Genomic DNA, 23509 nt, shown 5'->3' on the forward strand with positions numbered 1-23509 from the left:
CGGGCCTGACCGGCCCGCACGTCGCCGCCGGGCGGTAGCATCCGCGCTGATGTTCCCGTCCGTCCGTGAGGTGCTCGAGCTCGACCCCGTGCGCAACGGTGCGCCGCGGGTCGTGGCGGGGGAGCGCGGGCTCGATCAGGCCGTGCAGTGGGTGCACAGCTCCGAGGTGCCGGACATCGCGACGCTGCTGCGCGGCGGTGAGCTGATCCTCATCACGGGGATCGGGCTGCCGTCCGACGACGCCGGGCTGCGCCGCTTCGTCACCGACATCGCCGACGTCGGCGCCTGCGGGCTCGCCGTGGAGATGGGCCGGCGGTTCACGTCCCGGCTGCCGGCGGTCATGGTGCGCACCGCGGAGGAGCTCGGGCTGCCGCTCGTCGAGCTGCACCGGGGCACCCCGTTCGTGCTGATCACGCAGGCGGTGCACGGGATGATCGTGGACGCGCAGCTGGCCGAGCTGCGGGCCACCGCCGAGATCCACCAGCGGTTCACGGACCTGTCGGTGGAGGGGGCGGCGCCGGCGGAGGTGGTCGCGCAGACCGCCGCGCTCGCCGGGGCGCCCGTCGTGCTGGAGAACCTGTCGCGGCAGGTCCTGGCGTACGACGCGGCAGGCGGCTCGGCGGAGCTGCTGCTGGCCAACTGGGAGGCGCACTCGCGGGCGGTGCGGCCGGCGGGGCGGACCGGGCACGACGCCGGCGCGGGCTGGCTCGTGACCGTCGTCGGGGCGCGCGGGCAGGACTGGGGGCGGCTGCTGATCCGGCTGCCGGCGGCCCGGGACCGCGACGTCACGCTCATCGAGCGGGCCGCGGCGACGCTCGCACTGGTCCGTCTCACCCATCGCGAGGAGCACGATCCCGAGCGGCAGGCGCAGTCGGCACTGCTGGCCGCCCTGCTCGGGCACACCGCACCGGTCGGGGACGTCGTCGTGCGGGCGAAGGCGCTGGGCGTACACCTGGAGCGACGACACCTCGTCGGGGTGGTGATCCGCGGCTGCACCGCGGGCGTCGCCGCGCGGGCGCTGCGGGACACGTCCCTCGCCGGGCTGGCCGGGGTGCTCGACGGCGAGGTCACCGCGGTCCTGCTGGCGTTGCGGGCCGTCGAGGATGAGCGGGAGGCGTTGCGGCGGCTCGCGGTGCGGGTGCGGGACCTCGTGGGCGGCGACGTGGTCGTGGCGGCGGGGGAGGGGGTGGCGACGCCGAGGGAGGCGCGCCGGTCGCTGCTGGAGGCGAGCCAGGTCGCGATGTCGGTCCGTCACCCGGCGGCCGGCCCTGGGGAGGTCGTCCGCCTCGCCGACGTCGGCCTGCCCGGCCTGCTGCACATGCTGCGCGACGAGCCGCGGCTGCAGACGTTCGTCGAGCGGGAGCTCGGGCCGCTGCTCGCGCACGACGCCCTGCATCCCCGCGAGCAACTGCTCGATGTGCTGCGGGTGTACCTCGAATGCGGGCGCAACAAGTCGGCGGCCGCCGAGCACAGCCACCTGTCACGGCCGGCGTTCTACGAGCGGCTGGCCAGGATCCGCCGGGTCCTCGGCACGGACCTCGACTCGGTGCAGGTGTGCCTGTCGCTGCACGTCGCGCTGCTGGCCCTCGAAGCGTTGCGCGACTAGGTCACTGCATCGACAGGTGGACGTGGTTGGTGTGGGTGGCCGCGGGTCCGCCGCTGCCGCTGTAGCTCCTCCAGCCGCTGCTGGGCTGCCAGATCTGCCGATACCAGATGACGTACTTGACGCCGAGGTTCTTCGCGTTGGCCACGCACCACGCGGCGAGGTTGTCGCCGTAGGCCTTGTCGGCGCCGCCCGCGTTCGCGTTGACGAAGCCGCTGGTGTTCGCGGAGAAGTCGCAGGCCCTACCGAGTGGATGCTCGCCGCTCCCGCCGCTGCGGAAGCAGGAGGTGTACCGCGTGAAGCCGGCCAGCCGTGCCTCGTTGTAGGCGTTGAGCATGCGCGGCGTGATGCAGCCGTCGGCCGGCGTCGGGTCGTTGATCGAGCAGCTCTCCTTCGGGAAGGACCCGTCGGAGTTGCGCGCGACCGGCTTGGTGGTGACCCGGCCGCCGCTCGGTGAGCTGCCGACCGCCCCGCCGCCACCGGCCTTGCGCAGGGCGTCCTCGGCGGCCTTCTTGTTCGCCTCCATGATCTTCAGCTGGGCCTGCTGGTTGGCGACGGCGGCGGCGATGTCCGCCTTCTGCTGCTCCAGCTTCTTGCGCGTCTCGGCCAGCTCGCGCAGGGCCTGGTCGTCGCGGGAGACCATGTATTCGATCCTCGACATGTCGTGCAGCAGTTCGTTCGGGTTGTCGCTGCCGACGATCACGTTGAACAGGCTGACCCGGCGTCCCCGGTAGGCGGCGGCGGCCACCGAGCCGGCCGCCACCTCCAGCTCCGCCAGGCGGGCCTGGGTCTTGCCGAGCTCGGCCTCGATCGCCGCCTGGTCGGCGGTCGACTTGTCGAGGCGGCCCTTCGCGTCGTTGTACTCGCCGAGCGCCTTGTCCAGGGCCTGACGGACAGTGAGATTCTGACCGTCGTCCTCGCCCGGCTCGGCGGCCGCGGGGTCGGCGAACGCGATCGCCAGCAGGCACGCTGTGACCAGGAAGGTGAGGATCCGTCTCGGCGCCGTCAACATCGCCGGACAGCATATCGAAGCGGCGTGAAATTACCAGCGCCCGATGTGCGCCACTGAACCGTCACGGAAAGTGACGTAGGCGGTTGGCCTCGAAGGGTTGGAAATTTTGACCAGGGCGCCGACCGCTGGTGGGAGCGCTTCCGGTTGACGGCGCTCACAAGGGGCTGAAGGGGCCGAATGGACCGAAACGGTCTGTTCGGCCCTTCTTCATGAAAACGGCCGTTCTCCTCGGGTGCTGCGGATGTAACAAAACGGGCTATATCTGCGGTTCACCCTGACAGTCACCCGGTCACGTCTGGTCTTCTTGGTCGGGTCGGCCGGTGCGCGGGAGCCGTGTCGCCGACGGGGTCATAGCGGCCATGAGCTGCGCTTTTAGCTCCCCTTAAGATCCACTTCTTAGGTAACAGTTTGAAAACTTCACCCAACTCCTTGACAAGAAGGGCCCCTCAGTAAGAACTTTTACCACTAACAGTTAAGGAACTTTGCTGAAAGGGAGCGACATGACATCTCGCGAGGAGCTCACGACGGCGGTGCACACCGCTGTCAGTGCCTCGCCCGTGTCTTCGATCCCTGCCGGTGTCACGGGCGGGTCGCTCGGCGCGATGGACGGCTTCCCGGCCATCGTCACCGGCGACAGCGTCCTGGCGAAAGTCCGGGCGCAGCTGCCGGAGCTCACCGGTGCCCTGCAGCGGGTCGCCGAGCTGATCCTCGCCGACCCCGCCGCCGCGGCCCGCTCGACGATCGTCGAGCTCGCCGAGCGCAGCGGCACCTCGCCCGCGACCGTGACCCGCTTCTGCCGGGCGCTGGGCTTCGTCGGATACGCGGAGCTGCGCCTCGCCATCGCCGGCGAGACGGGCCGCGCGTCGCGGACCGGCGGATGGACGATGGACATCGGCCGCGAGATCCAGCCGACCGACCCCCTGCAGCGCGTGCTGGGCCAGATCATGGCCGCCGACACGCAGGCGATGCACGACACGGCCTCGCTGCTGGACCTCTCCGAGGTCGAGCGCGCCGCCGAGGCCATCGCGCGGGCCGACCGGGTCGACATCTACGGCGCCAGCGGCAGCGCGCTCGTCGGCGGCGAGATGCAGTTCTGCCTGCACCGCATCGGCGTGGCGGCGTGGGCGTGGAACGACGTGCACAACGGTCTGGCCAGCGCATCGCTGCTGAAGCCGGGCGACGTGGCGCTGGGCGTGTCGCACAGTGGCCAGACCCGCGAGACCATCGAGATGATCGCCGAGGCGAGCAGCCGGGGCGCGACCACGATCGCGCTGACCAGCTTCCCGCGCTCGCCGCTGGCAGAGGTCGCCGACATCGTCATGCTCACCGCGACGCAGGCGACGACGTTCCGGCCCGATGCCCTTTCCGCTCGGCACCCCCAGCTGGTGGTGCTGGACCTGCTGTACATCGCGGTGGCGCAGCGCACGCACGAACGCGCGCACGCGTCCTTCAGCGTCACCGCACAGGCGGTCGCCGGTCACAAGTCGGCCAGTGGAAAAGAGGCGGCGTCATGACCGTAACCGCGCACGGCTACGTGTCGGCGATCCAGACGGTCATCGACCGGATCGCCACCACCCAGGTCGGCAACGTCAGCCAGGCGGCCGACCACATCGTCACCGCGCTGCGCGCCGGTGGCCTCCTCCAGGCGTTCGGCACCGGGCACTCCGAGGCGGTGGCGGTGGACTTCGCCGGCCGCGCCGGCGGGCTCGTGCCGACGAACAAGATCCTCCTGCGGGACCTGGTCGTCTACGGCGGCCAGGACCCGCAGATCCTCGAGGACGAGAAGCTGGAACGCGATCCCCGGATCGCCGCCCAGCTCTACGAGATCGCCGCGCCGCGTCCCGAGGACGTGTTCGTGATGGCCTCACAGTCCGGGATCAACGGGGGGATCGTCGAGATGGCGCTGCTGATCAAGCAGCGCGGACACAAGTTGATCGCAATCACGTCGGTCGAGCACACCGAGCGGGTGTCCCCCAGGCACCCCTCGGGCAAGCGACTCGCCGATATCGCCGACGTCGTGCTGGACAACGGCGCGCCGTACGGCGACGCACTGCTGTCGCTGGATAGCGGCGGCGCGGTCTGCCCGGTCTCATCGGTCACCAACGCGCTCATGGCGCAGCTGGTGGTCGCCGAGGTCGTGCGACGCATCGAGGCTGCGGGCGAGGTGGCTCCCGTCTACCTGTCCGCAAACGTCCCCGGCGGGGACGAGCACAACCACACCCTCGAGTCGCGGTACGCCGGACGTGTCCGGCGCACCGCCTGACCCGAACCGAGGAGACAGATCATGTCCGTTACCCCCGAGTCCCCGTCACAGCCAAACGCGCTCTCGCGGCGGACCGTCCTGCAGCGCGCTGCCGTTGCCGGCCTCGTCGCCACGCCCGCGGTGGGCTTCCTCGCCGCGTGCGCCGACAGCGGCAGCGACGAGGAGTCGCCGGGCACCGCGAACACGGGTGCCGTCAGCGCCACCAACCCGCTGGGTGCCCCCGAGGACCAGCCGATCAGCGTCGTCATCTTCAACGGTGGCTACGGCGACAAGTACGCCACGGACGTCCACGAGCCGATGTACAAGAAGGCTCACCCGAAGTCCGAGGTCAAGCACCAGTCCAGCCAGGCCATCTCCACCCTGGTGCAGCCCCTCATCGCGGGCGGCAACGCGCCGGAGTTCGTGAACAACTCCGGTGAGAAGTCGCTGGACTTCGGCGCGCTCGTCGCCGACGGTCAGCTGCAGGACCTGACCGCGCTGTTCGACGCGCCGTCGGTCGACGACCCGAGCAAGAAGGTCAAGGACACGCTGGTCCCCGGCACGGTGGACACCGGCTCGTTCAACGGCAAGCCGTACGTCCTGTACTACGTGTCGACCGTGTTCGGCATCTGGTACTCCGGCAAGCTTTTCACGGACAACGGCTGGGCGCCGGCCAAGACGTGGAGCGAGTTCACCGCGCTCTGCGACAAGATCAAGGCCAAGGGCATCGCCCCCTACGCATACGCCGGTGCCAACGCCGCGTACTACCAGTGGAACATCATCCTCACCAGCGCCGCGAAGATCGGTGGCGCGGACATCCTCAAGAACATCGACAACCTTGAGGACGGTGCCTGGAAGGTCGACGCGGTCAAGCAGGCCGCCGAGGCGTGGGCCGAGATCGGTGCCAAGTACAACCTGCAGGGCGCCGAGGGTCTCAAGCACACGGATGTCCAGCTCAAGCAGAACCAGTACCAGCTGGCGATGTACCCGTCCGGCGACTGGATCGAGAACGAGCAGAAGAAGGACACGCCCGAGGGCTTCAAGTACCAGATGCTGACCACCCCGAGCATCACCGGCTCGGACAAGCTCAAGTCGACGGCGCTGCGCGCGACCGCCGGCGAGGGCTACATGGTCCTGGCGAAGAGCAAGAACCCCAAGGGCGGCATGGAGTACATGCGCCAGATGCTGTCGAAGGCCGGCGGCAAGGGCTTCACCGAGGTCGTCAAGGCGCCTACGGTGGTCCTGGGCAGCACCGAGGGCCTGACCTTCACCCCGGGCACCCAGTCGTCGCAGGACGCGCTGAAGGCGGCCGGCTCCGAGGTCTTCAACCTGTTCTTCGACGGCTGGTACAAGGACCTCGACAAGGAGGCCCGCACCGCCACCAACGAGCTGATGTTCGGTCGCATCAAGGCCGACGCGTTCGTCGAGCGCATCCAGAAGAAGGCCGACGAGATCAAGAAGGACTCGTCGATCACCAAGTTCAAGCGCTGATCGGAGCCTGATCATGCGGCATGGGAGACTCCCCTTCATTCTGGGGTTCCTGGTTGCGCCGGTAACGCTCTACTCGTACTTCGTCCTGTGGCCGTACGTGCAGACGATCAATCTGTCGTTCTACCAGTGGCGCGGCTTCACCAAGAAGCGATGGGTCGGGCTGGAGAACTACGATCGGATGCTGCACGCCGACCGATTCTGGCAGGCATTGGAGCACCACGCAGTCATCCTCGTCTTCCTGCCGCTGGCCACGATCGCATTCGCCCTGTTCTTTGCCTTCCTCCTCAACGTGGGAGGCAAAGGCAGGGGTGGCAAGACGGCGGGGGTCTGGGGGTCGAGCTTCTACCGTGTGGTGTTCTTCCTCCCCCAGGTCCTCGCCGTGCCGGTCATCGGCGTGCTCTTCGCGACGGTGTACCGGCCCAACGAGTCCGGCCTGATCAACGGTGTGCTGTTGAAGGCCGGGCTCGAGAAGCCGATCGGCTTCCTGATCGAGAAGAACCTCGCGCTGCCCGCGCTCATCGCCGTGCTGGTCTGGCAGGCGGTCGGCTTCTACGTGGTGCTCTTCTCCGCCGGCATGGCCAACATCCCGGCCGAGATCTACGAGGCCGCCGAGCTCGACGGCGCGTCGAAGGTGTCGCTGTTCTTCCGCGTCACGCTGCCGCTGCTCTGGGACACCATCCAGACCGCCTGGGTCTACCTGGGCATCCTGGCCTTCGACGCGTTCGCCATCGTCTCGGTCCTCGCCCAGGACAACGGCGGCCCCGACGGCTCGACCACCGTGCTGGGCCTGGAGATCTACAACAACATGCAGCAGAGCCGCTACGGCGACGCTGCCACCTACGGCGTCGCGCTGTGCGTGCTGTCGCTGGTGTTCGCCGCGTTCACGCTGCGGCTCACCCGTCGTGAGTCCTACGAGTACTGAGAGGCCGAGACATGACTACCACCATCGGCCGTGACACGCCGGGTCAGCGCAGCGGCGGGCAGGGCGCCCGCGTGGTGCCGAAGGGCGAGCGCCCGCGCCGCAAGCTCAACGTGGCCGGCGGCCTGGGCCATGTGTTCCTCGCCGTCTGGGCCTTGATGATCATCGTCCCGCTGGCCTGGGTGTTCCTGGCGTCGTTCAAGAACACGACCGAGATCTTCAGCTCGCCGTGGACCGTCCCGGACCACCTGCGCTGGGAGAACTGGGGCCGGGCGTGGAACAAGGCCCACGTCGGCCGGTACGTCCTCAACAGCGTCCTCGTCGTGACGCTCGCGACGGCCGGCACGATGCTGCTGAGCTCGATGGCCGCCTACGTGCTCGCCCGGTACAAGTTCTTCGGTAACCGGATCATCTACTTCCTGTTCGTGGCCGGCATCGCATTCCCGCCGTTCCTCGCGGTCGTGCCGCTGTTCTTCCAGGTCAAGCAGCTCGGCCTGCTGAACACGTACACGGGCCTGATCATCGTGTACATCGCCTACTCGCTGCCGTTCACGATCTTCTTCCTGACGTCGTTCTTCCGCTCGCTGCCGAACTCGGTGGCAGAGGCGGCGACGATCGACGGGGCGTCGCACACCAGGCTGTTCTTCTCGGTCATGCTGCCCATGGCCAAGCCCGGCCTGATCAGCCTCACGATCTTCAACCTGATCGGCCAGTGGGGGCAGTTCCTGCTGCCGCTGGTGCTGATGGCCGGCGCGCAGAACAAGTGGGTGCTCACGCAGGGCATTCAGGAGATCTCCACCTCGGCGGGCTACGAGGCCGACTGGTCGGGGCTCTTCGCCGCCCTGACGATCTCGATCCTGCCGATGATCGTGATGTACATGGTCTTCCAGCGGCAGATCCAGGCCGGTCTGACGGCCGGAGCAGTGAAGTAACCCACCAAAGGCACGCGCACCCCCGGCGGTTTCTCGAAAACTGTCGGGGGTGTGCGATGTAATGCGGGCGTGCTTCTCGCGGTGATGCCCTCAGGTGCCGGTGGTCTGCTGCGACCGCTGGCCGACGACGGCGTTCCCGCCGGTCCCGAGCGCCGGGTCGACGACCTCGCCACCGCGGTCGCCACGATCGAGGCCCGCGACCGCCCCCGCTGGCTGTGGCCGTCGACCGCGGAGCTCTATCCACGCCTGCTCGCCGCCGGTGTCCGCGTCGAGCGCTGCCACGACCTGGAGCTCGCCGAGGCCCTCCTGCTCGGTGCCGAAGGCCAGTGGGGGCAGCCCCGCTCCCTCGCCGCCGCGCACGCCCGCCTCACCGGCGCGCCGGTGCCACTCGACCCGCCACCGCGCGCCGCGCTGCCGCCGGGTGGTGCTCAGGACTCGTTGTTCGACGTTGTCGCGGACTCTTCGTTGCCGCTCGACACGGTCCTTGCCGTCTTCGCCGCCCAGCGCGCCCGTGTCACGGCCGCGCCGTCGGTGGCACCCGGCGGCGGCGCGATGCGCACCCTGGTGGCCGCCGAGTCCGCCGCCGCCCTCGTCGCCGTGGAGATGAGTGCCGCGGGCCTGCCCTGGCGCGCAGACGTCCACGACGCGCTGCTGCGCGAGCTGCTCGGGGCGCCGTCACCGATCGAGGGCGCGCCGCCCGCCCGGCTCGTCGAGCTCAACGCCCGGCTGAACGACGCCTTCGGCGCGCGCATCCACCCCGACTCGCCCGCCGAGGTCCTGCGCGCCTTCGCCCGGCAGGGCATCACGCTGCGCAGCACCCGCCGCTGGGAGCTGCAGGGCGTCGAGCACCCCGCCGTGCCGATCCTTCTGGAATACAAGGAGCTGTATCGCCTCTGGGTCGCGCACGGCTGGTCCTGGCTCGACCAGTGGGTCAGCGGCGGCCGCTTCCGCGCCGAATACATCCCCGGCGGCGTCGTCTCCGGCCGCTGGGCCACCCGCGGCGGCGGCGCCCTGCAGATCCCCAAGGTCGTGCGCAAGGCCGTCGTCGCCGACCCCGGCTGGACCTTCGTCGTCGCCGACGCCGGCCAGCTCGAGCCCCGCATCCTCGCCGCCGTCTCCGCCGACCACCGCCTCGCCAGGGCCGGCGCCGCCGGCGACCTCTACGCCGCCCTCGCCGCCGACGCGTTCGACGGCGACCGGGCGAAGGCGAAGATCGCGCTCCTGGGCGCCATGTACGGGCAGACCGGTGGCATGGCCGCACCCGCCCTCGCCGCCCTGCGCCGCTTCTATCCGACCGCCTGGGACCTCGTCGAGGAGGCCGCCCGCACCGGTGAGGCCGGCGGGCTCGTGCGCACCTGGCTCGGCCGCACCTGCCCGCCGTCGTCGGTCAGCTGGCGGGAGGGCTTCGACGAGCCGGGCATGGAGGTCGACGCCCGCGGCGGTGCCAGGGGCCGGGCCCGCGGCCGGTTCACCCGCAACTTCGTCATCCAGGGCACCGCCGCCGAGTGGGCCCTGGTCCTGCTCGCCCGGCTCCGCTCGCACCTCACCGGTCTCGACGCCGAGCTCGTCTTCTTCCAGCACGACGAGTTCGTGGTCCACTGCCCGGCCGCGGAGGCCGACACGGTGGTGGCCGCCGTGCACACCGCCGGCGACGAGGCGCGGCGCCTGCTCTTCGGCGACACGCCGGTCAGGTTCCCCCTGGACGTCGCCGTGGTGCCCCGCTATTCCGACGCGAAGTGACCGCGCGGCGCGGCTCCCGGGCCTCTTCGCGCAGGCGTCGGTCGATGCCCGCGTTCGCGGCTCCGGTCAGTTGTTGCCGCGTGACCCTGTCCGGGTCCTCGTGGATCGAGGCGGATCGTCCGGCCGCTCCCGCCGTGGTGCGCCGCCCCGGCACGGTGCGGCGCCGGGGTCACCAGTCGGCGGAGGCGAGGTAGCTGGCCATGACCTCGGTGTGGGTGGGGAAGCACAGGGGCTGCGGGCCGACGCCGATCTCGAAGCCCAGGGACTCCTCCGTCGCCACCGACGAGGGGATCTCGGCCAGGGGCCGCGGGGGGAGGACGCCGAAGACGATCAGGTTGCCGTTGGCGGTGCTCCTGACGTCGAAGAGGCGGACGTCGGCGGGGTCGGCCGGCAGCGTGGTCTCCTCGAGCAGCTCCCGGACCATGCCCTCCTGCCAGGTCTCGCCGAGCTCGATGAAGCCGCCGGGCAGCGCCAGCTCGCCGCGCATCGGCTCGATGTCGCGGCGCACGAGGATCAGGCCCCGGCCGTCGTCGGTCTCCACCGGCAGGAGCGCGACCGCGACCGGCAGCGGATTCCGCCAGGTCGTCTCGCCGCAGGAGACACAGACGCGAGGCCAGAGGGCGTTCGACGCATAGGCGACGCCGCAATACGAGCAGTGATCGTGCAGGGCCATGAGCAAGGAGCCTACCGCCGGTATTACGCTGGGCCTCGCGCTGGTACTTAGAGGAGCACCGGAGGAGTTCCCGCTGAGCACGATCGTCGGACTGGTTCTCGCCGCAGGTGGCGGCCGTCGATATGGCGGGCCCAAGGCTCTCGTGCGCCACGACGACGGCCGGTTGCTGGTCGAGCGGGCCGTGGCGACCCTGCGCGACGGCGGCTGCACGCGGATCGTGGTGGTCCTCGGCGCGGAGTCCGCGCGGGTCCGCGACGAGGCCCAGCTCGGCGACGCCCGGCTGGTGGACAACCCGGTCTGGAAGAGCGGCATGGGTTCGTCGCTGCGGGTCGGCCTGGCGACGGTGGCCGAGGCCGAGACGGAGGCCGACGCGGCCGCGGTCGCGGTGCTGCTGGTCGACACGCCCGGCATCGGTCCCGACGCCGTGGCCCGCCTGCTCGCCGCGACCGATGGCGGGTCGAAGTCGCTTGTCACGGCGACGTACCACGGCAAACGCGGACACCCGGTGATCCTCGGCCGCGATCATTGGGCCGGGGTGACCAACCTCGCGACCGCCGACGTCGGCGCGCGGGCCTATCTGGTGGCCCACGCGGACATGGTCCTCACCGTGCCGTGCGAGGACATCGCCGACGACACCGACCTCGACGTCCCGGCGGAGCCGGATCAGTAGCCGCCGGGGCGGGTCCACGCGCATAGTGGAGCGGTGCCGGACTTCGAGTCTCCGGCCGCGCCGGTGACCGGCCTGGCAGACGCGGGCCACCTCGCCGACGAGGCCCTCGCGATGGCGGGCTGCCTCGCCCGGCACCGTCCACGGTGGACGGAGACCTCCACGCTCGGCACCCGGCTCACCCCGGCGCTGCGGATCCGTGCCGCCGGGGCGGCGCCGCGCGAGGCCGGGCGGCTCATCCCCGACCGGCGCGGCGGGACCCGTCCGGCCGGCGGTGTCGCCGTGCCCGCCCGCCGCGATGGTCACCGGGCCGCCGTCGTCTTCGGCGACGGATGGGAGTCCGGCGGCCCCGCCCGGCTCGGCGGCACCGTCGCCCACCTGCACCGCCTCGCCGCCCGCATCGTCCGGGTCGGCCCGCGTGCGGGGCGTCCGGGCCTCACCCCGGCCGCCGGTGGCCTCGCCGCCGTGCTCCCGCATGTCGGCGCGCTCGTGGCGGGGCATACGGTGGCGGCGCTATACGCCGTTCTTGAGGAGGTCCGCCGTGCGTGAGGTTCTCAGCGATCTGCTCGGCTGGTGGGAGTCCGGCCGAACCGTCGGCATGGCCACCGTCGTGCGGACCTGGCGCAGCTCGCCGCGCCCCGCGGGCGCCACGATGCTCGTCGGCCCGGACGGCACCGCGGTCGGCAGCGTCTCCGGCGGCTGCGTGGAAGGTGCGGTCTACGAGCTCTCCACTGAGGTCGCCGGCTCCGGTTCCGCCGTCGTCCAGCGGTACGGCGTGAGCGACGACGACGCCTTCGCGGTGGGCCTGACCTGCGGCGGGATCATCGAGCTGCTGGTCGAGCCGGTGTCGCGGGACACGTTCCCGGAGCTCGCCGCGGTCGCCGCCGCGATCACCGCGCGGGAGCCCGTCGCGGTGGTGTCCGTGGTCGAGGGCCCAGAGGACCGCATCGGCCGGCGGATGGTGATCTGGCCCGCGTCCGCGTCCGGGTCGTTGGGCTCCGAACGGCTCGACGCGGCCGCCGCCGACGACGCCAGGGGGCTGCTCGCGGCGGGACGGACGGACACCCTGCACTACGGTCTCGACGGGGAGCGGCGCGGCGAGGGCCTCACCCTGTTCGTCGCCTCCTACGCCCCACCCGCAAGGATGATCGTCTTCGGGGCGATCGACTTCGCCGCGTCGGTGGCCCGCATCGGCGACTTCCTCGGCTACCACGTCACCGTCTGCGACGCCCGGCCCGTGTTCGCCACGTCGAAGCGCTTCCCCGGCGCCGACGAGGTCGTCGTCGACTGGCCGCACCGTTACCTGCGGGCCGAGCTCGACGCCGGCCGCGTCGACCCCCGCACGGTGGTGTGCGTCCTGACCCACGACCCGAAGTTCGACGTGCCGGTCCTGCAGGTCGCGCTCCGCGAGGACCTGGCCTACATCGGTGCGATGGGATCCCGGCGTACGCACGACGACCGGCTCGCCCGGCTCCGCGAGGCGGGGATGACCGAGCGGGAGCTCGCCCGGCTGTCCTCGCCGATCGGGCTGGACCTCGGCGCCCGGACGCCGGAGGAGACCGCGGTCAGCATCGCCGCCGAGATCATCGCCGGGCGGTGGGGCGGGGGCGGCGCCCGCCTCACGACGATCGACGGCCGCATCCACCACGACGTGTCCTAGCGGTCCGGCGGCTGGCAGTCCGGCTGGTCGCGGCTGCGGCGGAGGTCGTCGAGGAGCTGCTGGCCGACGGGCAGGAGCGCCACCCGGCGGCTGGTCCGCTCGAACAGCCGCACGCCGACGCGCAGCTCCAGGGACCGGATCGCCTGACTGATCCGCGCCGTCGACACGTGCAGGCGCGCGCCGGTGCGCCCGAAGTGCAGTTCCTCCGCAAGGGTGAGGAACGCCTCCAGCTCATGCCGCATTGCACCGTGGGGGTCGATCCGTCGATCCTCACCTATGCCGGCGATGATCGACAATCGGGCAGGAGTCAGGAACACGACACTTCGCCGCCGCCGTCCGGGATACTCGTCCTGGTGGCCGACGATTCCCGCGCCGGTGCGGATCCATCGGTGCTGTCGCGGATGCCGGTGCGGCGGGTCGTGCCGATCCTGCGGATGTCGCTGGACGGCGGCCGCACCGCGCTGACCCTTGACGTGCTCGGTCGCGTGTCCGGGCGCAGCCGGCGCCGCATCTGCGGGGCGCTGAGCCGCACGGCGCCGTGGATCGCGGGGTTTCCGCGGGCCAGGGACGAGCTCCTGGCGGGCGGGACCCCGGCGCGGATCGACCGTGCGGCGACGTCGCCGTTCGGCACCGAAGGATTCGGGACGGCCCGTCCGGGCGGGGTGACGCTGTGGAGCGACCGCTTCGGCGCGCACGCCGTGACAGGTGCGCTGCTGCGGTACCACCGTGACGCGGGTGGCACCGGTGGACGGCTCGGGTTCCCCGCGGGCGACGCCTCCGGCACGGCGCAGGAGTTCGAGGGGGCGCCGGACACCGGACCGGTCACCGTGCGCACGTCGGCGCGCGGGACGTTCGCGATGCCGTCGCCGGTCGTCCGGCATCTGGGGTTGTACCGCGACCCGTACGACATCCTCGGCGGCACCTTGAGCGAGGCCGAGGCGGTGGGACCTTCGCCGTGGGGCACCACCGGCGTGGCGCAGCGGTTCGAGCGCGGCCTGGTCGTCGCCGTGCCCGGACGGCCGGCGCTGCTGGTCGCGGGGCGTCTGCTGCGGCTGCACGAGCGGCTCGGCGGGTTCGGCGGCGGGCTCGGGTTTCCGCTGACCGGGGCGCTGCGGACGGTCACCGCGCTCCCCGGCGGGCCGCTGCGGGGCAACTGGTATCAGGTCTTCGAAGGCGACCGGGAGACCGGCTGGGGCTCGGGGCTGCCCGGGGGTGGCGCGATGGGCGTCGCACCTGACGGCGCCGGGGCGGCGATCCCGGTCAGCGGCCCGATCTGGGACGCGTACTGCGACGCCGGCGGCTTCGACGGCCGGCTCGGCTTCCCGGTCGCCGCCGCGCGGGGCCTTTCCTCGCAGGACCTCGAGGGCGGAGCCGGTCGTTCGTCGCGGGTGGCGCAGGTCTTCCAGGGCGGGGCGGTGCTGTGGAGCGAGGAGCACGACGCCCGCACCGTCTCGAGGGTCGTCTGGGAGCGGATCGTCGGCGACGGCGGCCCGGACGCGGTCGGCTGGCCGGTCGCCGACCAGCGGCCGTCCCCGGACGACGACGATCCGTCGGCCTACCAGCAGGAGTTCGAGCACGGGACCGCCACGGTCCGCGACGGCATCGCGCGCATCTGGCGGAGCTGACGAAGCCGACACCCACGGAGGGTTGCGTCGGTCACCGCCTGTGCGTCGTGATCCGTCGCGTTCGACCACCTGGAACCATCCACAGTGGAGGAAGCGGTTGCGGCGCTCGGTTGCGGCGCGTGCCGCCCCTGGTGCGGCGGCACGCGCCGCTGCTCGCGGAAGCCGCTGCGAGCGTCATGTGCGGCACCGCGGGACGCTCGCGCACGCCGGCTTGGCCGGGTGCCGCAACTGCCTTGCAAGGGCCGGCGCCGCCGGTCGGACCCGGTGCTCCGCGACACCGTCGTCCCCGACGGTCGTGACGGGGTTTCGGGAGACCGCGCTGCGCGGTCCGGTGGGACGGGTCTATGGTCGGAACGTGGCCCGGGTCACCGTGCGGGCCACGCCGCCGAGCGCTGGGAGTCTGACGACCGTGCTGCTGGAACACAGTTTCACCGTGCCCGTCCCGGTCTCGCAGGCTTGGGCGGTGCTGCTGGACATCGAGCGGATCGCACCGTGCATGCCGGGCGCCGCGCTGGCCTCGTTCGAGGGTGACGACTTCGCCGGGACCGTCAAGGTCAAGCTCGGCCCGGTGAGCCTGACCTTCAAGGGCAAGGGCCGCTTCGTCGAGCGCGACGAGGCCGCCCACCGGGTCGTGATCACCGCGAACGGCGCCGACAGCCGGGGCGGTGGCACCGCCGCGGCGAAGGTGACCGCGACCCTGCACGACGAGGGCGACGCCACCCGCGTCGAGGTCGCCACCGACCTCGACGTCACCGGCAAGGCCGCCCAGTTCGGCCGCGGCCTCATCGGCGACGTGAGCGCCAAGCTGATCGGCCAGTTCGCCGACTGCCTGGCCGGCAAGCTCGCCGCCGGCGCGGCGCCGCAACCCCCGGAAGCGGCGCGGGAGCCGGCCGTCGCCGGCGCCGCCGCTGGGGAGACGTCGCAGGTGAGCGCGCGGCCGGCGCCCACGGCACTGTCCGAGGCCTCCGTCTCCATCGACCCCGGCGAAGGGGTGGAGCCGATCGACCTGCTCGCGGTGACCGGGGTCGGCTCGGTCGTGCGCCGAGCCGTCCCGTATGTCGTCACCGCCGCCGCCAGCTTCGCCGTCGTGTTCGGCATCATCTGGTGGATCAAGCGCCGCTGACATCCCGGCCGCTGACCAGCCGGACGGTCCAGGCGGTGCCGGCCCGGTCCAGGCGGCGGCCCGGTCCAGGCGGCGGCTCGGTCCAGGCGGCGGCCCGGATCAGGCGGCGGCGCGGCCTTCGGCGAAGAACGCGGCCACCGCGGCCGCGTCGCCGAGGGCGCTCAAGGGCCGGGCCGCACCGAACGGCACGTTCCAGAAATCACCCTCGCGCGGCGTCCACGGCCCGACGTACGCGTACGGCTCCGCGATCGCCGTGTCGCCCGTGGACACCCCGTAGTTCACCTCGTCGAGTGAGATGCCGACGTCGAAGTGCTCCGGCCACAGCACCGGCGTCGCGTCCGGGGCGAAGCTGCGCAGCGCCGCGTCCCCGGCCGCGAGGGCGCCGAGGATCGTGGCGGCGCCCGTCGGCACGAACCGGTCGCCGGGCTGAGCGCCGGAGTGGTCCTTGTAGACCCCCTCGGCCACGCCGGCGTCCAGACCGGCGGCGGCCGCCAGCTCGGCGTACGTCTGCCCCGCGTACGGGATGCGCCGCCCGTCGACGACGAGCGCGTCGGCCTCGGCCTGGACGTCGGGTGCGGCGACGGTGGCGAAACCGGCCGGGGTGACCCTGAGCCGGATGGTGCCGCTGCGCCGGTACTGAGGGCCGGCGAGCACCAGCTCCGCCAGGCCGTGGAAGGAGTTCGTCACCGCTCCATCATGCCCGCCGCGTTGCCCCAGCAGACCGCGCGCAGCCAGTCGTCGCCGAACCCGAGGCGCTGCAACGCGTCGAGCTGATGAGCGTACGGGTGAGGGATGTTCGGGAAGTCGCTGCCGAGCAGCACCCGGCCGGCGTGGCCGAGCTCCTCCACCCTGGGGAGGAGCTCCGGGGGGAAACCCGGGAAGAAGGTTGTGAAGACCATCGTCGTGTCGAGCACGACGCCCGCGTACCGGTCCGCGAGGTCCAGGAAACCCTCGTACTCGGGCGCGCCGAAGTGCGCGATGACCGCGACGAGCGACGGGTGGCGGCGTAGCACCTCGCCGAACGGGCCCGGGCCGGTGTACCCGTTGGCGACGGGACCGGAACCCGCGTGCACGACCACCGGCACGCGCTCCTCCGCGAGGCGGCCCCAGACGGGCTCCAGCAGCGGGTCGTTCGGGTCATAACCACCGACCTGCAGGTGCACCTTGAAGATCCGGGCGCCGCCGGCGAGTGCCGCGCCGACGATCCCGGGCACCCCCGGCTCGGGGTAGAACGTCGCGCTCGGCACGCAGCCGGGCGTCCGGGCCGCGAAATCGAGGGTCCAGGCGTTGAGGTCGGCGGCCATCGCCGGCCGGTGCGCGTACGCCAGGGCGGTGAAGTGCCGCACGCCCATGCCGCGCAGGTGCCCGGCGCGTTCGGCGTCGGAGCCGCGGTACCGGATGGGCCACGGCCTCCCGACGAGCGGCCCTCCGGCGTCGAAGTGCGCCCACACCTTGCGCATCATGCGGTCGGGCAGGAAATGCGTGTGCACGTCGAACAGGCCGGGCAGGCCCAGCGCCCGCCAGAACGCGGGGACCTCGTCGTCATCCTTCACACGGATATGTTGAACCTGTCGAGGAGGACCGGCGCGATCAGCATGGATCCGGCGAAGATGGCGACCGTGGTGAAGACGATGCGCAGCACGACCGTCTCGGTCTTGTCGCCGGCGGTCAGGGCCATCGAGTGCGGCAGGCCGATGTTGCGCCACAGCCGCCGGCCGGTCGGGATCGGCCAGAAGATCGGTGAGCCGTGCCGGGTGATCATGTCGCCGGCGAGGTGGATGAGACCGCCGACGCCGACCGCCATGCCGAGCAGGGGGTAGCCGCGGTCACCTGGCAGGCGCTCCCACACGAGGAAGGCGGCCGCGGCGGCGGCGAGGGTCACGACGAGCCAGCCGGCCCGCTCCGCCCAGCGCTCGAACAGGCCGCGCAGCGCCATCGCGAACGCGAAGAACAGCACGCCCATCACGGCCCACTTGCCGAACGCCTCGCACAGCGCCAGGGTGCCGTACCCGACGCCGACGTTGAAGATGATGGTGTGCGTCAGCGTGCGGTGCCCGTTGCGGCGGCGCGGGTCGTGCTTGAGCCGGGTGAGCCGGTAGACGCCGAGCGAGAACTTCTCGACCACCTCGGCGAGGAACAGCGTCAGCACCCCGAACGTGTGGGCCACCGTCGCGCCGCCCTGCCGGGTGGTGACCCGGCCGGACAGATCCAGGTCCGGCAGGAGCGCGCCGCCGGCGCAGATCGCCGTGCCGACCGCGAGCTGCAACGGCGTCTGGTGGAAGTCGGCGAGCTGGTCCAACGCCAGCGAGCCGGCCAGCCACACGGCCGCCCCGGAAAGCGCATGCGAAGAGCCCATCATGATCAGGACTATCCCATGTGGACCTGATACTCGTACATAGGAGCTACAGCCGCGAATACGTGCCCGCCACGTCGAAGGTCGTCGCCGTCATCGTCGCCGGCGCGTCCGAGGCCAGGTAGACGGCGGCGAAGGCCACATCATCGACCCGCTCGGCGTGCGGTGTCCAGGACACGACATTCGCTCGTACACCCGACGCCGCCACCTCTCGTGCGACATGCTGCGTCAGGGCGGTCACCCCGCCGCCGACGGCGCTCGTCGCCGCGTCCGTGCCGAACGGCGCGACGGTCACCACCGAACCGGTCCGGGCCTCGGCCATGCTGGGCACGAACGCCCGCAACGCCTCGTAGGTGCCCGTCAGTCCACTGTCGACACTCACGCGGAAGTCGGCACCGCCGGTCCCCGCGACGACGAACAGCAGATCGGGCGTGCCGACCTCATCGATGACCCCCGCGTGCACCGATGCGGTGTCGGTCCCGGTCGACAGGATGCCGACCGCGTCGGCACCCACCCACCGCAGCTCGTCGACCAGGTCCTGCAGCTCGGTCTCGTCGTCGCCGATGACCGCGATCCGGGCGCCGCGCGCGGCCAGCAGCCGGCACACCGCGGCACCGACCCCGCCGGCGCCGCCGAGGACCACCGCGACCCGGCCTTTGAGCTCGGTTCGGTACATGCCAGTCCAGCCTCTCGTCCTCGGCGGGGCGTCGCGCTGTCCGGCGGCGCCCCGCTGCTGCGGTGTGCTCAGCTCCAGCCCTGGCGGTCCGAGGCCGCCGCCCACGGCCCGTGGTGGTGTCCCCGGTGCCACCGCCCCCACGGCGCGCCCCCCGACGCCGCCGCCCAGCGCCGCCACCGGGCGTGCTTGAAGACGCTCAGCACCAGGAAGAACAGCGGGATCGCGGGCCAGAAGAAGTGCGCGCCGGACAGCGCCCACAACCCGGTCAGCGCCACCGCGACCACGGCCACGAACGCGCCGTGCCGGGCCAGGTGCCGCCTGCCCTGCCGGAGGAACTCCGCCTGCGTCTCCGGCAGCTCGAACAGCCCGCGCCGTCCCCCTTCCGGCAGGTCGGCGGTCAGCGGCGGCAGCTCGTCGCGGAACTTCGCCGCATAGACCTGCGTGAGCCGCTCCTCACCCTCCTCCAGCGTCAGCCGTCCCTCGGTCATCCCGGCCCGGATCATGCTGGCGTACTGCTCGCGCTCCTTGTCGGAGGCTCGCACCCGATCGCCGGCCATCTCGGCCCCCCTTCCTTGTTGACTTACAGCCTGCCGACCGGCGGCGGCGAGCGCGTCGCACCTGTGTCGTGTCGTGGTGTACTGCCCAGGTCGCACACCGGCGCCGCGTGTACGACCCAGGGAGTACACCCCCGTGGCACTTGAAGGCGACGCCGCAGGTCCCGGCCCTGCACTACCTTGGCGTCTGTGAGACGACGACCGCCCTGGGCCCGGGAGCTGCGCGAGGCGCGCGACGCCCGGCATGCCGCGCGCCTCGCGCACCGCATGCGGTCCATGCAGCGGCACGAACGCCGGCGGTGGAGCGGCCCGCACCCGGTCGGGATCGTCGTGATGATGGCGCTGGTGCAGGTCCTCGGCACCCGCGCCGCCGCCTATGGATCGATGGGCACCGAGGTCCTCGACCGCACCGGCTATCTGCTGCTGGTCGCCGGCCCGCTCGCCCTGCTCGTCCGCGAGCGCTGGCCGCTGGTGTCGCTGATCGGGGCGCTGGTGCCGACCGCGGCCTACTTCAGCCTCGGCTATCCCGACGGCCCGGGGTTCGTCGCCGCGATCGTGGCCATGTTCACCGCCCTCGCCTCGGGCTATCGCTGGCTGACCTGGGCGGCCGTCGCCGCCGCGTTCACCGTTTTCGCGGTGTTGGTCCGAGGCGAGGAATCCGCCTCACGCGTCGTCCTCATCGGTGTCTGGTGCCTCGTCATCGCGGGGTTCGGCGAGGCCGCCCGGGTCCGTGGCATGCGGTATTCGCAGATGGCCCGCGACTGGTCCGCACAGCAGCAGGTGGCCCGCGCCGAGGAGGAGAAGGCGCGCGTCGAGCAGGAGCGCCGCCAGGCCAGCGACGAGCGCCTGCTGATCGCCCGTGAGCTGCACGACGTCATCGGCCACCACCTGTCCCTCATCAACGTCCAGGCGGGCGTCGGGCTGCACCTCATGGACGAGCAGCCCGAGCAGGCCAGGGTGGCGCTCACCGCCATCAAGCACGCCAGCGCCGAGGCCCTGCGCGAGACCCGCTCCGTCCTCGCCGGCCTCAACCCCGGCGAGGCGGCCCCGCGGACCCCCACCCCGGGCCTGCGTGACCTGGACCGCCTCGTCGAGGAGGCCCGCGCCGTCGGCCTGCCCGTCACCGTCGACACCGCCGGCACCCCGGCGCCGCTGCCGCCCCAGGTGGACCGCGCCGCGTTCCGCATCGTGCAGGAGGCCCTCACCAACGTCCGCCGCCACGCAGGCCCGGGCGCCGCCGCGACGATCGTGGTCGGCCACGCCCCCGGCGAGCTCACCCTCCTCATCGCCGACGACGGCCACGGCCCCACCCCGGCACCCGGGGTGGACGGCGGGGCCGCCACAGACCTGGACGACACCCGGCCGCTCGCCCCGGGCCCGGGAATCTCCACTGAGGGACCGAAAGCTGGCACCACGGCGACATCCGGCGCCCCGCAGACGACCGCTACCGCGCCGGCGACTGGGCCCGGGCGGGACGGCGGCTCCGCGCCGATGCCCGGTGCCATGCATGCGGCCGGCACCGCGCCGATGTCCGGAGCTGGGCCGGGGCGGAAAGGCGGCCCCGCGCCGATGCCCGGAGCCGTGCCGAAGGCCGACCCGACGTCCGGAGCCGCGCCGAAGGCCGACCCGACGTCCGGAGCCGCGCCGACGACCGGCGGCTCGACGATCGGCTCCGAGCAGACGGCCGACGCATCGACGGCCGCCGCCGCTCCGAAAGGTGGCGCGGCACCGACGACCAGCGGCGGCAACGCGGGTGGCAACGGGATCGCCGGGATGCGGCACCGGGCGGCGGCATTCGGCGGCGTGGTCGAGGCAGGACCGCGCCCGGGCGGCGGTTTCGAGGTCCGCGCCAGGATCCCCGTTCGTCAGGACGGACACGACCGCCCCGAGCCGCACGGCCGCCCCACGCCCAGGGACGGCCGGGACCGTCACCCGCCGGGGGAGCGCCGGGATCGCAGGCTGCACCGGGACCGCTCCGAGGCAGAGGAATGATCAGAGCCGCCCCGGGTCGCGGGGTCGTCGTGGGCTGCGGGATCGCCGGGACAGTCGCGAGCGGCAGCGTCATCACGAGCAGCGGAAGTGCCCATGGCCGCGGTGACGCTGCCGGATGGTGGAGTGTGCCGGGCGGGCGGGAGGAGTGCGGGTGATCAGGGTCTTGCTGGCCGATGACCAGGCGTTGGTGCGGGCCGGGTTTCGGGCGTTGCTCGATGCGCAGGCTGACATCGAGGTCGTCGGGGAGGCTGCGGACGGGGTCGAGGCGGTGCGGCTCGCGGTGCAGACGCTGCCCGACGTGGTGTTGATGGACATCCGGATGCCGGTGCTCGACGGGCTGGAGGCGACGCGGCAGATCGTGGCCGACGCGCGGCTCGGGCAGGTGCGGATCGTGATTCTGACGACGTTCGACCTGGACGAGTACGTGTTCGAGTCGCTGCGGGTGGGAGCCAGCGGGTTCCTGGTGAAGGACACCGAGCCCGTCGATCTGCTGCGGGGGGTGCGGGCGGTCGCCGCGGGGGACGCGCTGCTGTCGCCGGGAGTGACGCGGCGGCTGATCGAGGAGTTCGCGAGCCGGTCGCGGGCGCCGCTCGCGCCGATGTCGCTGGCCGTGCTGACGGACCGGGAGCGGGAGGTGATGGCGCTCGTCGGGGCGGGGCTGTCCAACGAGGACATCGCGACGAAGCTGTTCGTGAGTCCGGCCACGGCGAAGACGCACGTCAGCCGGGCGATGATCAAGCTGGGGGCGCGGGACAGGGCGCAGCTGGTCGTGTTCGCCTACGAGGCGGGGCTGGTGAGGCCGGGGTGGCTGGGGTAGGCGAGTCAGATGCCGTTGCGGGCGATGACCTGCTGATACCAGTCGGCGCTGGCCTTGCGGCGGCGTTGCTGGGTGGCGTAGTCCACGTGGATGATGCCCCAGCGCTGGGAGTAGCCCTCGGCCCACTCGAAATTGTCCAGCAGTGACCACACGTGGTAGCCCTCCAGGCGGACGCCCTCGCTGATCGCGCGGTGGGCGGCGGTGAGGTGGTCCCGCAGGAGGGTGATCCGGTCCTGGTCGTCGACCGGTTCGAGGGAGGGCATGCCGTTCTCGGTGATGGTGAGCGGGACGTCGCCGTAGTCGCGCCTGATGCGGGTGAGCAGGTCGTAGAGGCCCTGCGGGTACACCTCCTGCCAGGTCGCCTGGGTCGTCGGGTGCTTCTGGACGCGGGCGCCCTTGGCGGTGACGTACGCCGGGTTGTAGTACTGCACGCCGAGCAGGTCGCTCTTCGAGCCGATGACGGCCAGGTCGCCGTCCTGGACGGCGGCGCGGAACGGCGACCCGTCGGCCTGCGTGGCCAGCCAGTCGTCGGGGTAGCGGCCGAGCAGGACGGGGTCGAGCCAGCGCCGGTTCTCCTCGGCGTCGGCGATGACGGCCTGGCGGCGGGCGGCGTCGGAGTCGTCCGCCGGGTATGCCGGGGACAGGTTGAGCGCGATCCCGATGCGCCCCTTGCGACCGGTGGCCCGGAACGCCTGCACGGCGAGGCCGTGGCCGAGGAGCAGGTGGTGGCCGGCGACGTTGGCGATCCGGCGGTCGCGGACGCCCGGCGCGTGGATGCCGGCGGTGTACCCGACCTCGACGACGGTCTTCGGCTCGTTGACGGTCAGCCAGGTCCGCACCTTGTCGCCGAGGGAGTAGCAGACGGCGGTGGCGTAGTCGGCGAACCATTTGGCGCAGTCGCGCCGCTCCCAGCCGCCGGCCTCCTGCAACGCCTGCGGGGTGTCCCAGTGGAACAGCGTGACGACCGGGGTGATGTCACGGGCGAGGAGGCCGTCGACGAGCCGGTGGTAGAAGTCGAGGCCCTTCGCGTTGACGGTGCCGCGACCGGTCGGCAGCACCCTCGGCCAGGAGATGGAGAAGCGGTAGCTCTTCAGGCCGAGGTCGCGCATGAGGTCGAGATCCTCGTAGCTGCGGTGGTAGTGGTCGGCGGCCACGTCGCCGGTGCCACCGTCGCGGGTGCGACCGGCGGTATGGCTGAACACGTCCCACACCGACGGTCCCCGGCCGTCCGCTGTCGCGCCGCCCTCCACCTGGTACGCCGACGTCGCCGCACCCCAGGCGAAACCCTTCGGGAAGGCGAGCCCGGCGGGCGGGACGGCCGCGGCGGACGCGGTGCCGGTGGGCGCGGGACGGCGCCGTGGCGAGCAGCCGGCGGTCACCGCGCCGGCGGCGGCCAGGGTGAGCACGTGACGCCGTCGCATCCCGCCAAC

General features: G+C 72.2%; 23 protein-coding genes. 14 read left to right on the forward strand and 9 right to left on the reverse strand.

Annotated features, from left to right (window positions below):
* The first annotated feature begins 49 nt into the window (after positions 1–49).
* A complete protein-coding gene (locus tag ABZS58_RS30190; RefSeq protein WP_354786613.1) occupies positions 50–1606 on the forward strand; it encodes a PucR family transcriptional regulator ligand-binding domain-containing protein in 1557 nt (518 codons plus the stop codon).
* A 1-nt stretch (position 1607) separates the two neighbouring features.
* Here the strand turns inward: ABZS58_RS30190 and ABZS58_RS30195 are convergent, their stop codons facing one another.
* On the reverse strand, positions 1608–2615 hold the full coding sequence (locus tag ABZS58_RS30195) for a hypothetical protein (RefSeq protein ID WP_354786614.1): 1008 nt from the start codon (positions 2613–2615) through the stop codon (positions 1608–1610).
* Between the two features lie 602 nt (positions 2616–3217).
* Between ABZS58_RS30195 and ABZS58_RS30200 the strand changes: the two genes are divergently transcribed.
* The 6 genes from ABZS58_RS30200 (at position 3218) to ABZS58_RS30225 (ending at position 9939) form a co-directional block, all read left to right on the forward strand.
* Positions 3218–4129 (forward strand): MurR/RpiR family transcriptional regulator, encoded by a 912-nt coding sequence (locus tag ABZS58_RS30200; protein ID WP_354786693.1) that lies wholly within the window; start codon positions 3218–3220, stop codon positions 4127–4129.
* On the forward strand, positions 4126–4878 hold the full coding sequence (locus ABZS58_RS30205; protein ID WP_344502896.1) for an SIS domain-containing protein: 753 nt from the start codon (positions 4126–4128) through the stop codon (positions 4876–4878). Before ABZS58_RS30200 ends, ABZS58_RS30205 begins: the two co-directional genes overlap by 4 nt.
* Before the next feature lie 21 nt (positions 4879–4899).
* Positions 4900–6348, forward strand: a complete 1449-nt coding sequence (gene ngcE, locus ABZS58_RS30210; RefSeq protein WP_354786615.1) for an N-acetylglucosamine/diacetylchitobiose ABC transporter substrate-binding protein — start codon at positions 4900–4902, stop codon at positions 6346–6348.
* Between the two features lie 13 nt (positions 6349–6361).
* Entirely contained in the window at positions 6362–7270 is a 909-nt protein-coding gene (locus tag ABZS58_RS30215) for a sugar ABC transporter permease (protein WP_354786616.1), read from the forward strand.
* A gap of 11 nt (positions 7271–7281) precedes the next feature.
* A complete protein-coding gene (locus ABZS58_RS30220) occupies positions 7282–8199 on the forward strand; it encodes a carbohydrate ABC transporter permease (RefSeq protein ID WP_354786617.1) in 918 nt (305 codons plus the stop codon).
* An 84-nt stretch (positions 8200–8283) separates the two neighbouring features.
* Complete coding sequence (locus ABZS58_RS30225; RefSeq protein ID WP_354786694.1) at positions 8284–9939, forward strand: bifunctional 3'-5' exonuclease/DNA polymerase; 1656 nt, start codon at positions 8284–8286, stop codon at positions 9937–9939.
* A gap of 169 nt (positions 9940–10108) precedes the next feature.
* Here ABZS58_RS30225 and ABZS58_RS30230 read toward each other — a convergent pair whose 3' ends face one another.
* Positions 10109–10612, reverse strand: a complete 504-nt coding sequence (locus tag ABZS58_RS30230) for an NUDIX domain-containing protein (protein WP_354786618.1) — start codon at positions 10610–10612, stop codon at positions 10109–10111.
* Here ABZS58_RS30230 and ABZS58_RS30235 point away from each other — a divergent pair.
* Genes ABZS58_RS30235 through ABZS58_RS30245 form a run of 3 tightly spaced genes read left to right on the forward strand, consistent with a single transcriptional unit; the run spans position 10611 to position 12939 of the window.
* Complete coding sequence (locus ABZS58_RS30235) at positions 10611–11282, forward strand: NTP transferase domain-containing protein (RefSeq protein ID WP_354786619.1); 672 nt, start codon at positions 10611–10613, stop codon at positions 11280–11282. The two genes, ABZS58_RS30230 and ABZS58_RS30235, sit on opposite strands and share 2 nt — an antisense overlap.
* A 33-nt stretch (positions 11283–11315) precedes the next feature.
* A complete protein-coding gene (locus tag ABZS58_RS30240) occupies positions 11316–11828 on the forward strand; it encodes a VWA domain-containing protein (RefSeq protein WP_354786620.1) in 513 nt (170 codons plus the stop codon).
* Complete coding sequence (locus ABZS58_RS30245) at positions 11821–12939, forward strand: XdhC/CoxI family protein (protein WP_354786621.1); 1119 nt, start codon at positions 11821–11823, stop codon at positions 12937–12939. Before ABZS58_RS30240 ends, ABZS58_RS30245 begins: the two co-directional genes overlap by 8 nt.
* Here the strand turns inward: ABZS58_RS30245 and ABZS58_RS30250 are convergent.
* Positions 12936–13181, reverse strand: coding sequence for a LysR family transcriptional regulator (locus ABZS58_RS30250; protein WP_354786622.1), 246 nt, complete (start codon positions 13179–13181; stop codon positions 12936–12938). The two genes, ABZS58_RS30245 and ABZS58_RS30250, sit on opposite strands and share 4 nt — an antisense overlap.
* Before the next feature lie 111 nt (positions 13182–13292).
* Between ABZS58_RS30250 and ABZS58_RS30255 the strand changes: the two genes are divergently transcribed.
* Positions 13293–14564 carry a hypothetical protein gene (locus ABZS58_RS30255; protein ID WP_354786623.1) on the forward strand — a complete coding sequence of 424 codons (1272 nt, stop codon included), beginning with the start codon at positions 13293–13295 and terminating at the stop codon, positions 14562–14564.
* A gap of 355 nt (positions 14565–14919) precedes the next feature.
* Positions 14920–15687 (forward strand): SRPBCC family protein, encoded by a 768-nt coding sequence (locus ABZS58_RS30260; protein ID WP_354786624.1) that lies wholly within the window; start codon positions 14920–14922, stop codon positions 15685–15687.
* 99 nt (positions 15688–15786) lie between these two features.
* On the opposite strand, the gene ABZS58_RS30265 is transcribed toward ABZS58_RS30260, so the two are convergent.
* From ABZS58_RS30265 to ABZS58_RS30285, 5 genes are all read right to left on the reverse strand, one after another.
* Positions 15787–16374 (reverse strand): hypothetical protein, encoded by a 588-nt coding sequence (locus tag ABZS58_RS30265; RefSeq protein WP_354786625.1) that lies wholly within the window; start codon positions 16372–16374, stop codon positions 15787–15789.
* Positions 16371–17240, reverse strand: coding sequence for an amidohydrolase family protein (locus ABZS58_RS30270; protein ID WP_354786626.1), 870 nt, complete (start codon positions 17238–17240; stop codon positions 16371–16373). Before ABZS58_RS30270 ends, ABZS58_RS30265 begins: the two co-directional genes overlap by 4 nt.
* Positions 17237–18046 carry a metal-dependent hydrolase gene (locus tag ABZS58_RS30275; protein ID WP_354786627.1) on the reverse strand — a complete coding sequence of 270 codons (810 nt, stop codon included), beginning with the start codon at positions 18044–18046 and terminating at the stop codon, positions 17237–17239. Before ABZS58_RS30275 ends, ABZS58_RS30270 begins: the two co-directional genes overlap by 4 nt.
* A gap of 43 nt (positions 18047–18089) precedes the next feature.
* On the reverse strand, positions 18090–18716 hold the full coding sequence (locus tag ABZS58_RS30280; RefSeq protein ID WP_354786628.1) for an SDR family NAD(P)-dependent oxidoreductase: 627 nt from the start codon (positions 18714–18716) through the stop codon (positions 18090–18092).
* 68 nt (positions 18717–18784) lie between these two features.
* The gene (locus tag ABZS58_RS30285) at positions 18785–19273 is read right to left on the reverse strand and encodes a DUF1707 domain-containing protein (protein WP_354786629.1); all 489 of its coding nucleotides are present in this window, start codon (positions 19271–19273) and stop codon (positions 18785–18787) included.
* 186 nt (positions 19274–19459) lie between these two features.
* Between ABZS58_RS30285 and ABZS58_RS30290 the strand changes: the two genes are divergently transcribed.
* Both ABZS58_RS30290 and ABZS58_RS30295 read left to right on the forward strand, forming a co-directional pair.
* A complete protein-coding gene (locus ABZS58_RS30290; RefSeq protein WP_354786630.1) occupies positions 19460–21262 on the forward strand; it encodes a histidine kinase in 1803 nt (600 codons plus the stop codon).
* Positions 21263–21413: 151 nt separating this feature from the next.
* Positions 21414–22079, forward strand: coding sequence for a response regulator transcription factor (locus ABZS58_RS30295; protein WP_354786631.1), 666 nt, complete (start codon positions 21414–21416; stop codon positions 22077–22079).
* A 5-nt stretch (positions 22080–22084) separates the two neighbouring features.
* Here the strand turns inward: ABZS58_RS30295 and ABZS58_RS30300 are convergent, their stop codons facing one another.
* Complete coding sequence (locus tag ABZS58_RS30300; protein ID WP_354786632.1) at positions 22085–23500, reverse strand: GH1 family beta-glucosidase; 1416 nt, start codon at positions 23498–23500, stop codon at positions 22085–22087.
* Positions 23501–23509: the final 9 nt, after the last annotated feature.

The organism is Dactylosporangium sp. NPDC005555, from assembly GCF_040605635.1.
GTDB lineage: Bacteria > Actinomycetota > Actinomycetes > Mycobacteriales > Micromonosporaceae > Dactylosporangium.

Excerpts from the sequence above, each read along its gene's own strand:
- ABZS58_RS30275 (WP_354786627.1), bottom strand. The coding sequence starts at position 18,046 with ATGATGGGCTCTTCGCATGCGCTTTCCGGGGCGGCCGTGTGGCTGGCC.
- ngcE (WP_354786615.1), top strand. The coding sequence starts at position 4,900 with ATGTCCGTTACCCCCGAGTCCCCGTCACAGCCAAACGCGCTCTCGCGG.
- ABZS58_RS30205 (WP_344502896.1), top strand. The coding sequence starts at position 4,126 with ATGACCGTAACCGCGCACGGCTACGTGTCGGCGATCCAGACGGTCATC.
- ABZS58_RS30215 (WP_354786616.1), top strand. The coding sequence starts at position 6,362 with ATGCGGCATGGGAGACTCCCCTTCATTCTGGGGTTCCTGGTTGCGCCG.
- ABZS58_RS30280 (WP_354786628.1), bottom strand. The coding sequence starts at position 18,716 with ATGTACCGAACCGAGCTCAAAGGCCGGGTCGCGGTGGTCCTCGGCGGC.
- ABZS58_RS30300 (WP_354786632.1), bottom strand. The coding sequence starts at position 23,500 with ATGCGACGGCGTCACGTGCTCACCCTGGCCGCCGCCGGCGCGGTGACC.
- ABZS58_RS30200 (WP_354786693.1), top strand. The coding sequence starts at position 3,218 with ATGGACGGCTTCCCGGCCATCGTCACCGGCGACAGCGTCCTGGCGAAA.
- ABZS58_RS30220 (WP_354786617.1), top strand. The coding sequence starts at position 7,282 with ATGACTACCACCATCGGCCGTGACACGCCGGGTCAGCGCAGCGGCGGG.
- ABZS58_RS30230 (WP_354786618.1), bottom strand. The coding sequence starts at position 10,612 with ATGGCCCTGCACGATCACTGCTCGTATTGCGGCGTCGCCTATGCGTCG.
- ABZS58_RS30250 (WP_354786622.1), bottom strand. The coding sequence starts at position 13,181 with ATGCGGCATGAGCTGGAGGCGTTCCTCACCCTTGCGGAGGAACTGCAC.
- ABZS58_RS30190 (WP_354786613.1), top strand. The coding sequence starts at position 50 with ATGTTCCCGTCCGTCCGTGAGGTGCTCGAGCTCGACCCCGTGCGCAAC.
- ABZS58_RS30225 (WP_354786694.1), top strand. The coding sequence starts at position 8,284 with ATGCCCTCAGGTGCCGGTGGTCTGCTGCGACCGCTGGCCGACGACGGC.
- ABZS58_RS30285 (WP_354786629.1), bottom strand. The coding sequence starts at position 19,273 with ATGGCCGGCGATCGGGTGCGAGCCTCCGACAAGGAGCGCGAGCAGTAC.
- ABZS58_RS30235 (WP_354786619.1), top strand. The coding sequence starts at position 10,611 with ATGAGCAAGGAGCCTACCGCCGGTATTACGCTGGGCCTCGCGCTGGTA.
- ABZS58_RS30195 (WP_354786614.1), bottom strand. The coding sequence starts at position 2,615 with ATGTTGACGGCGCCGAGACGGATCCTCACCTTCCTGGTCACAGCGTGC.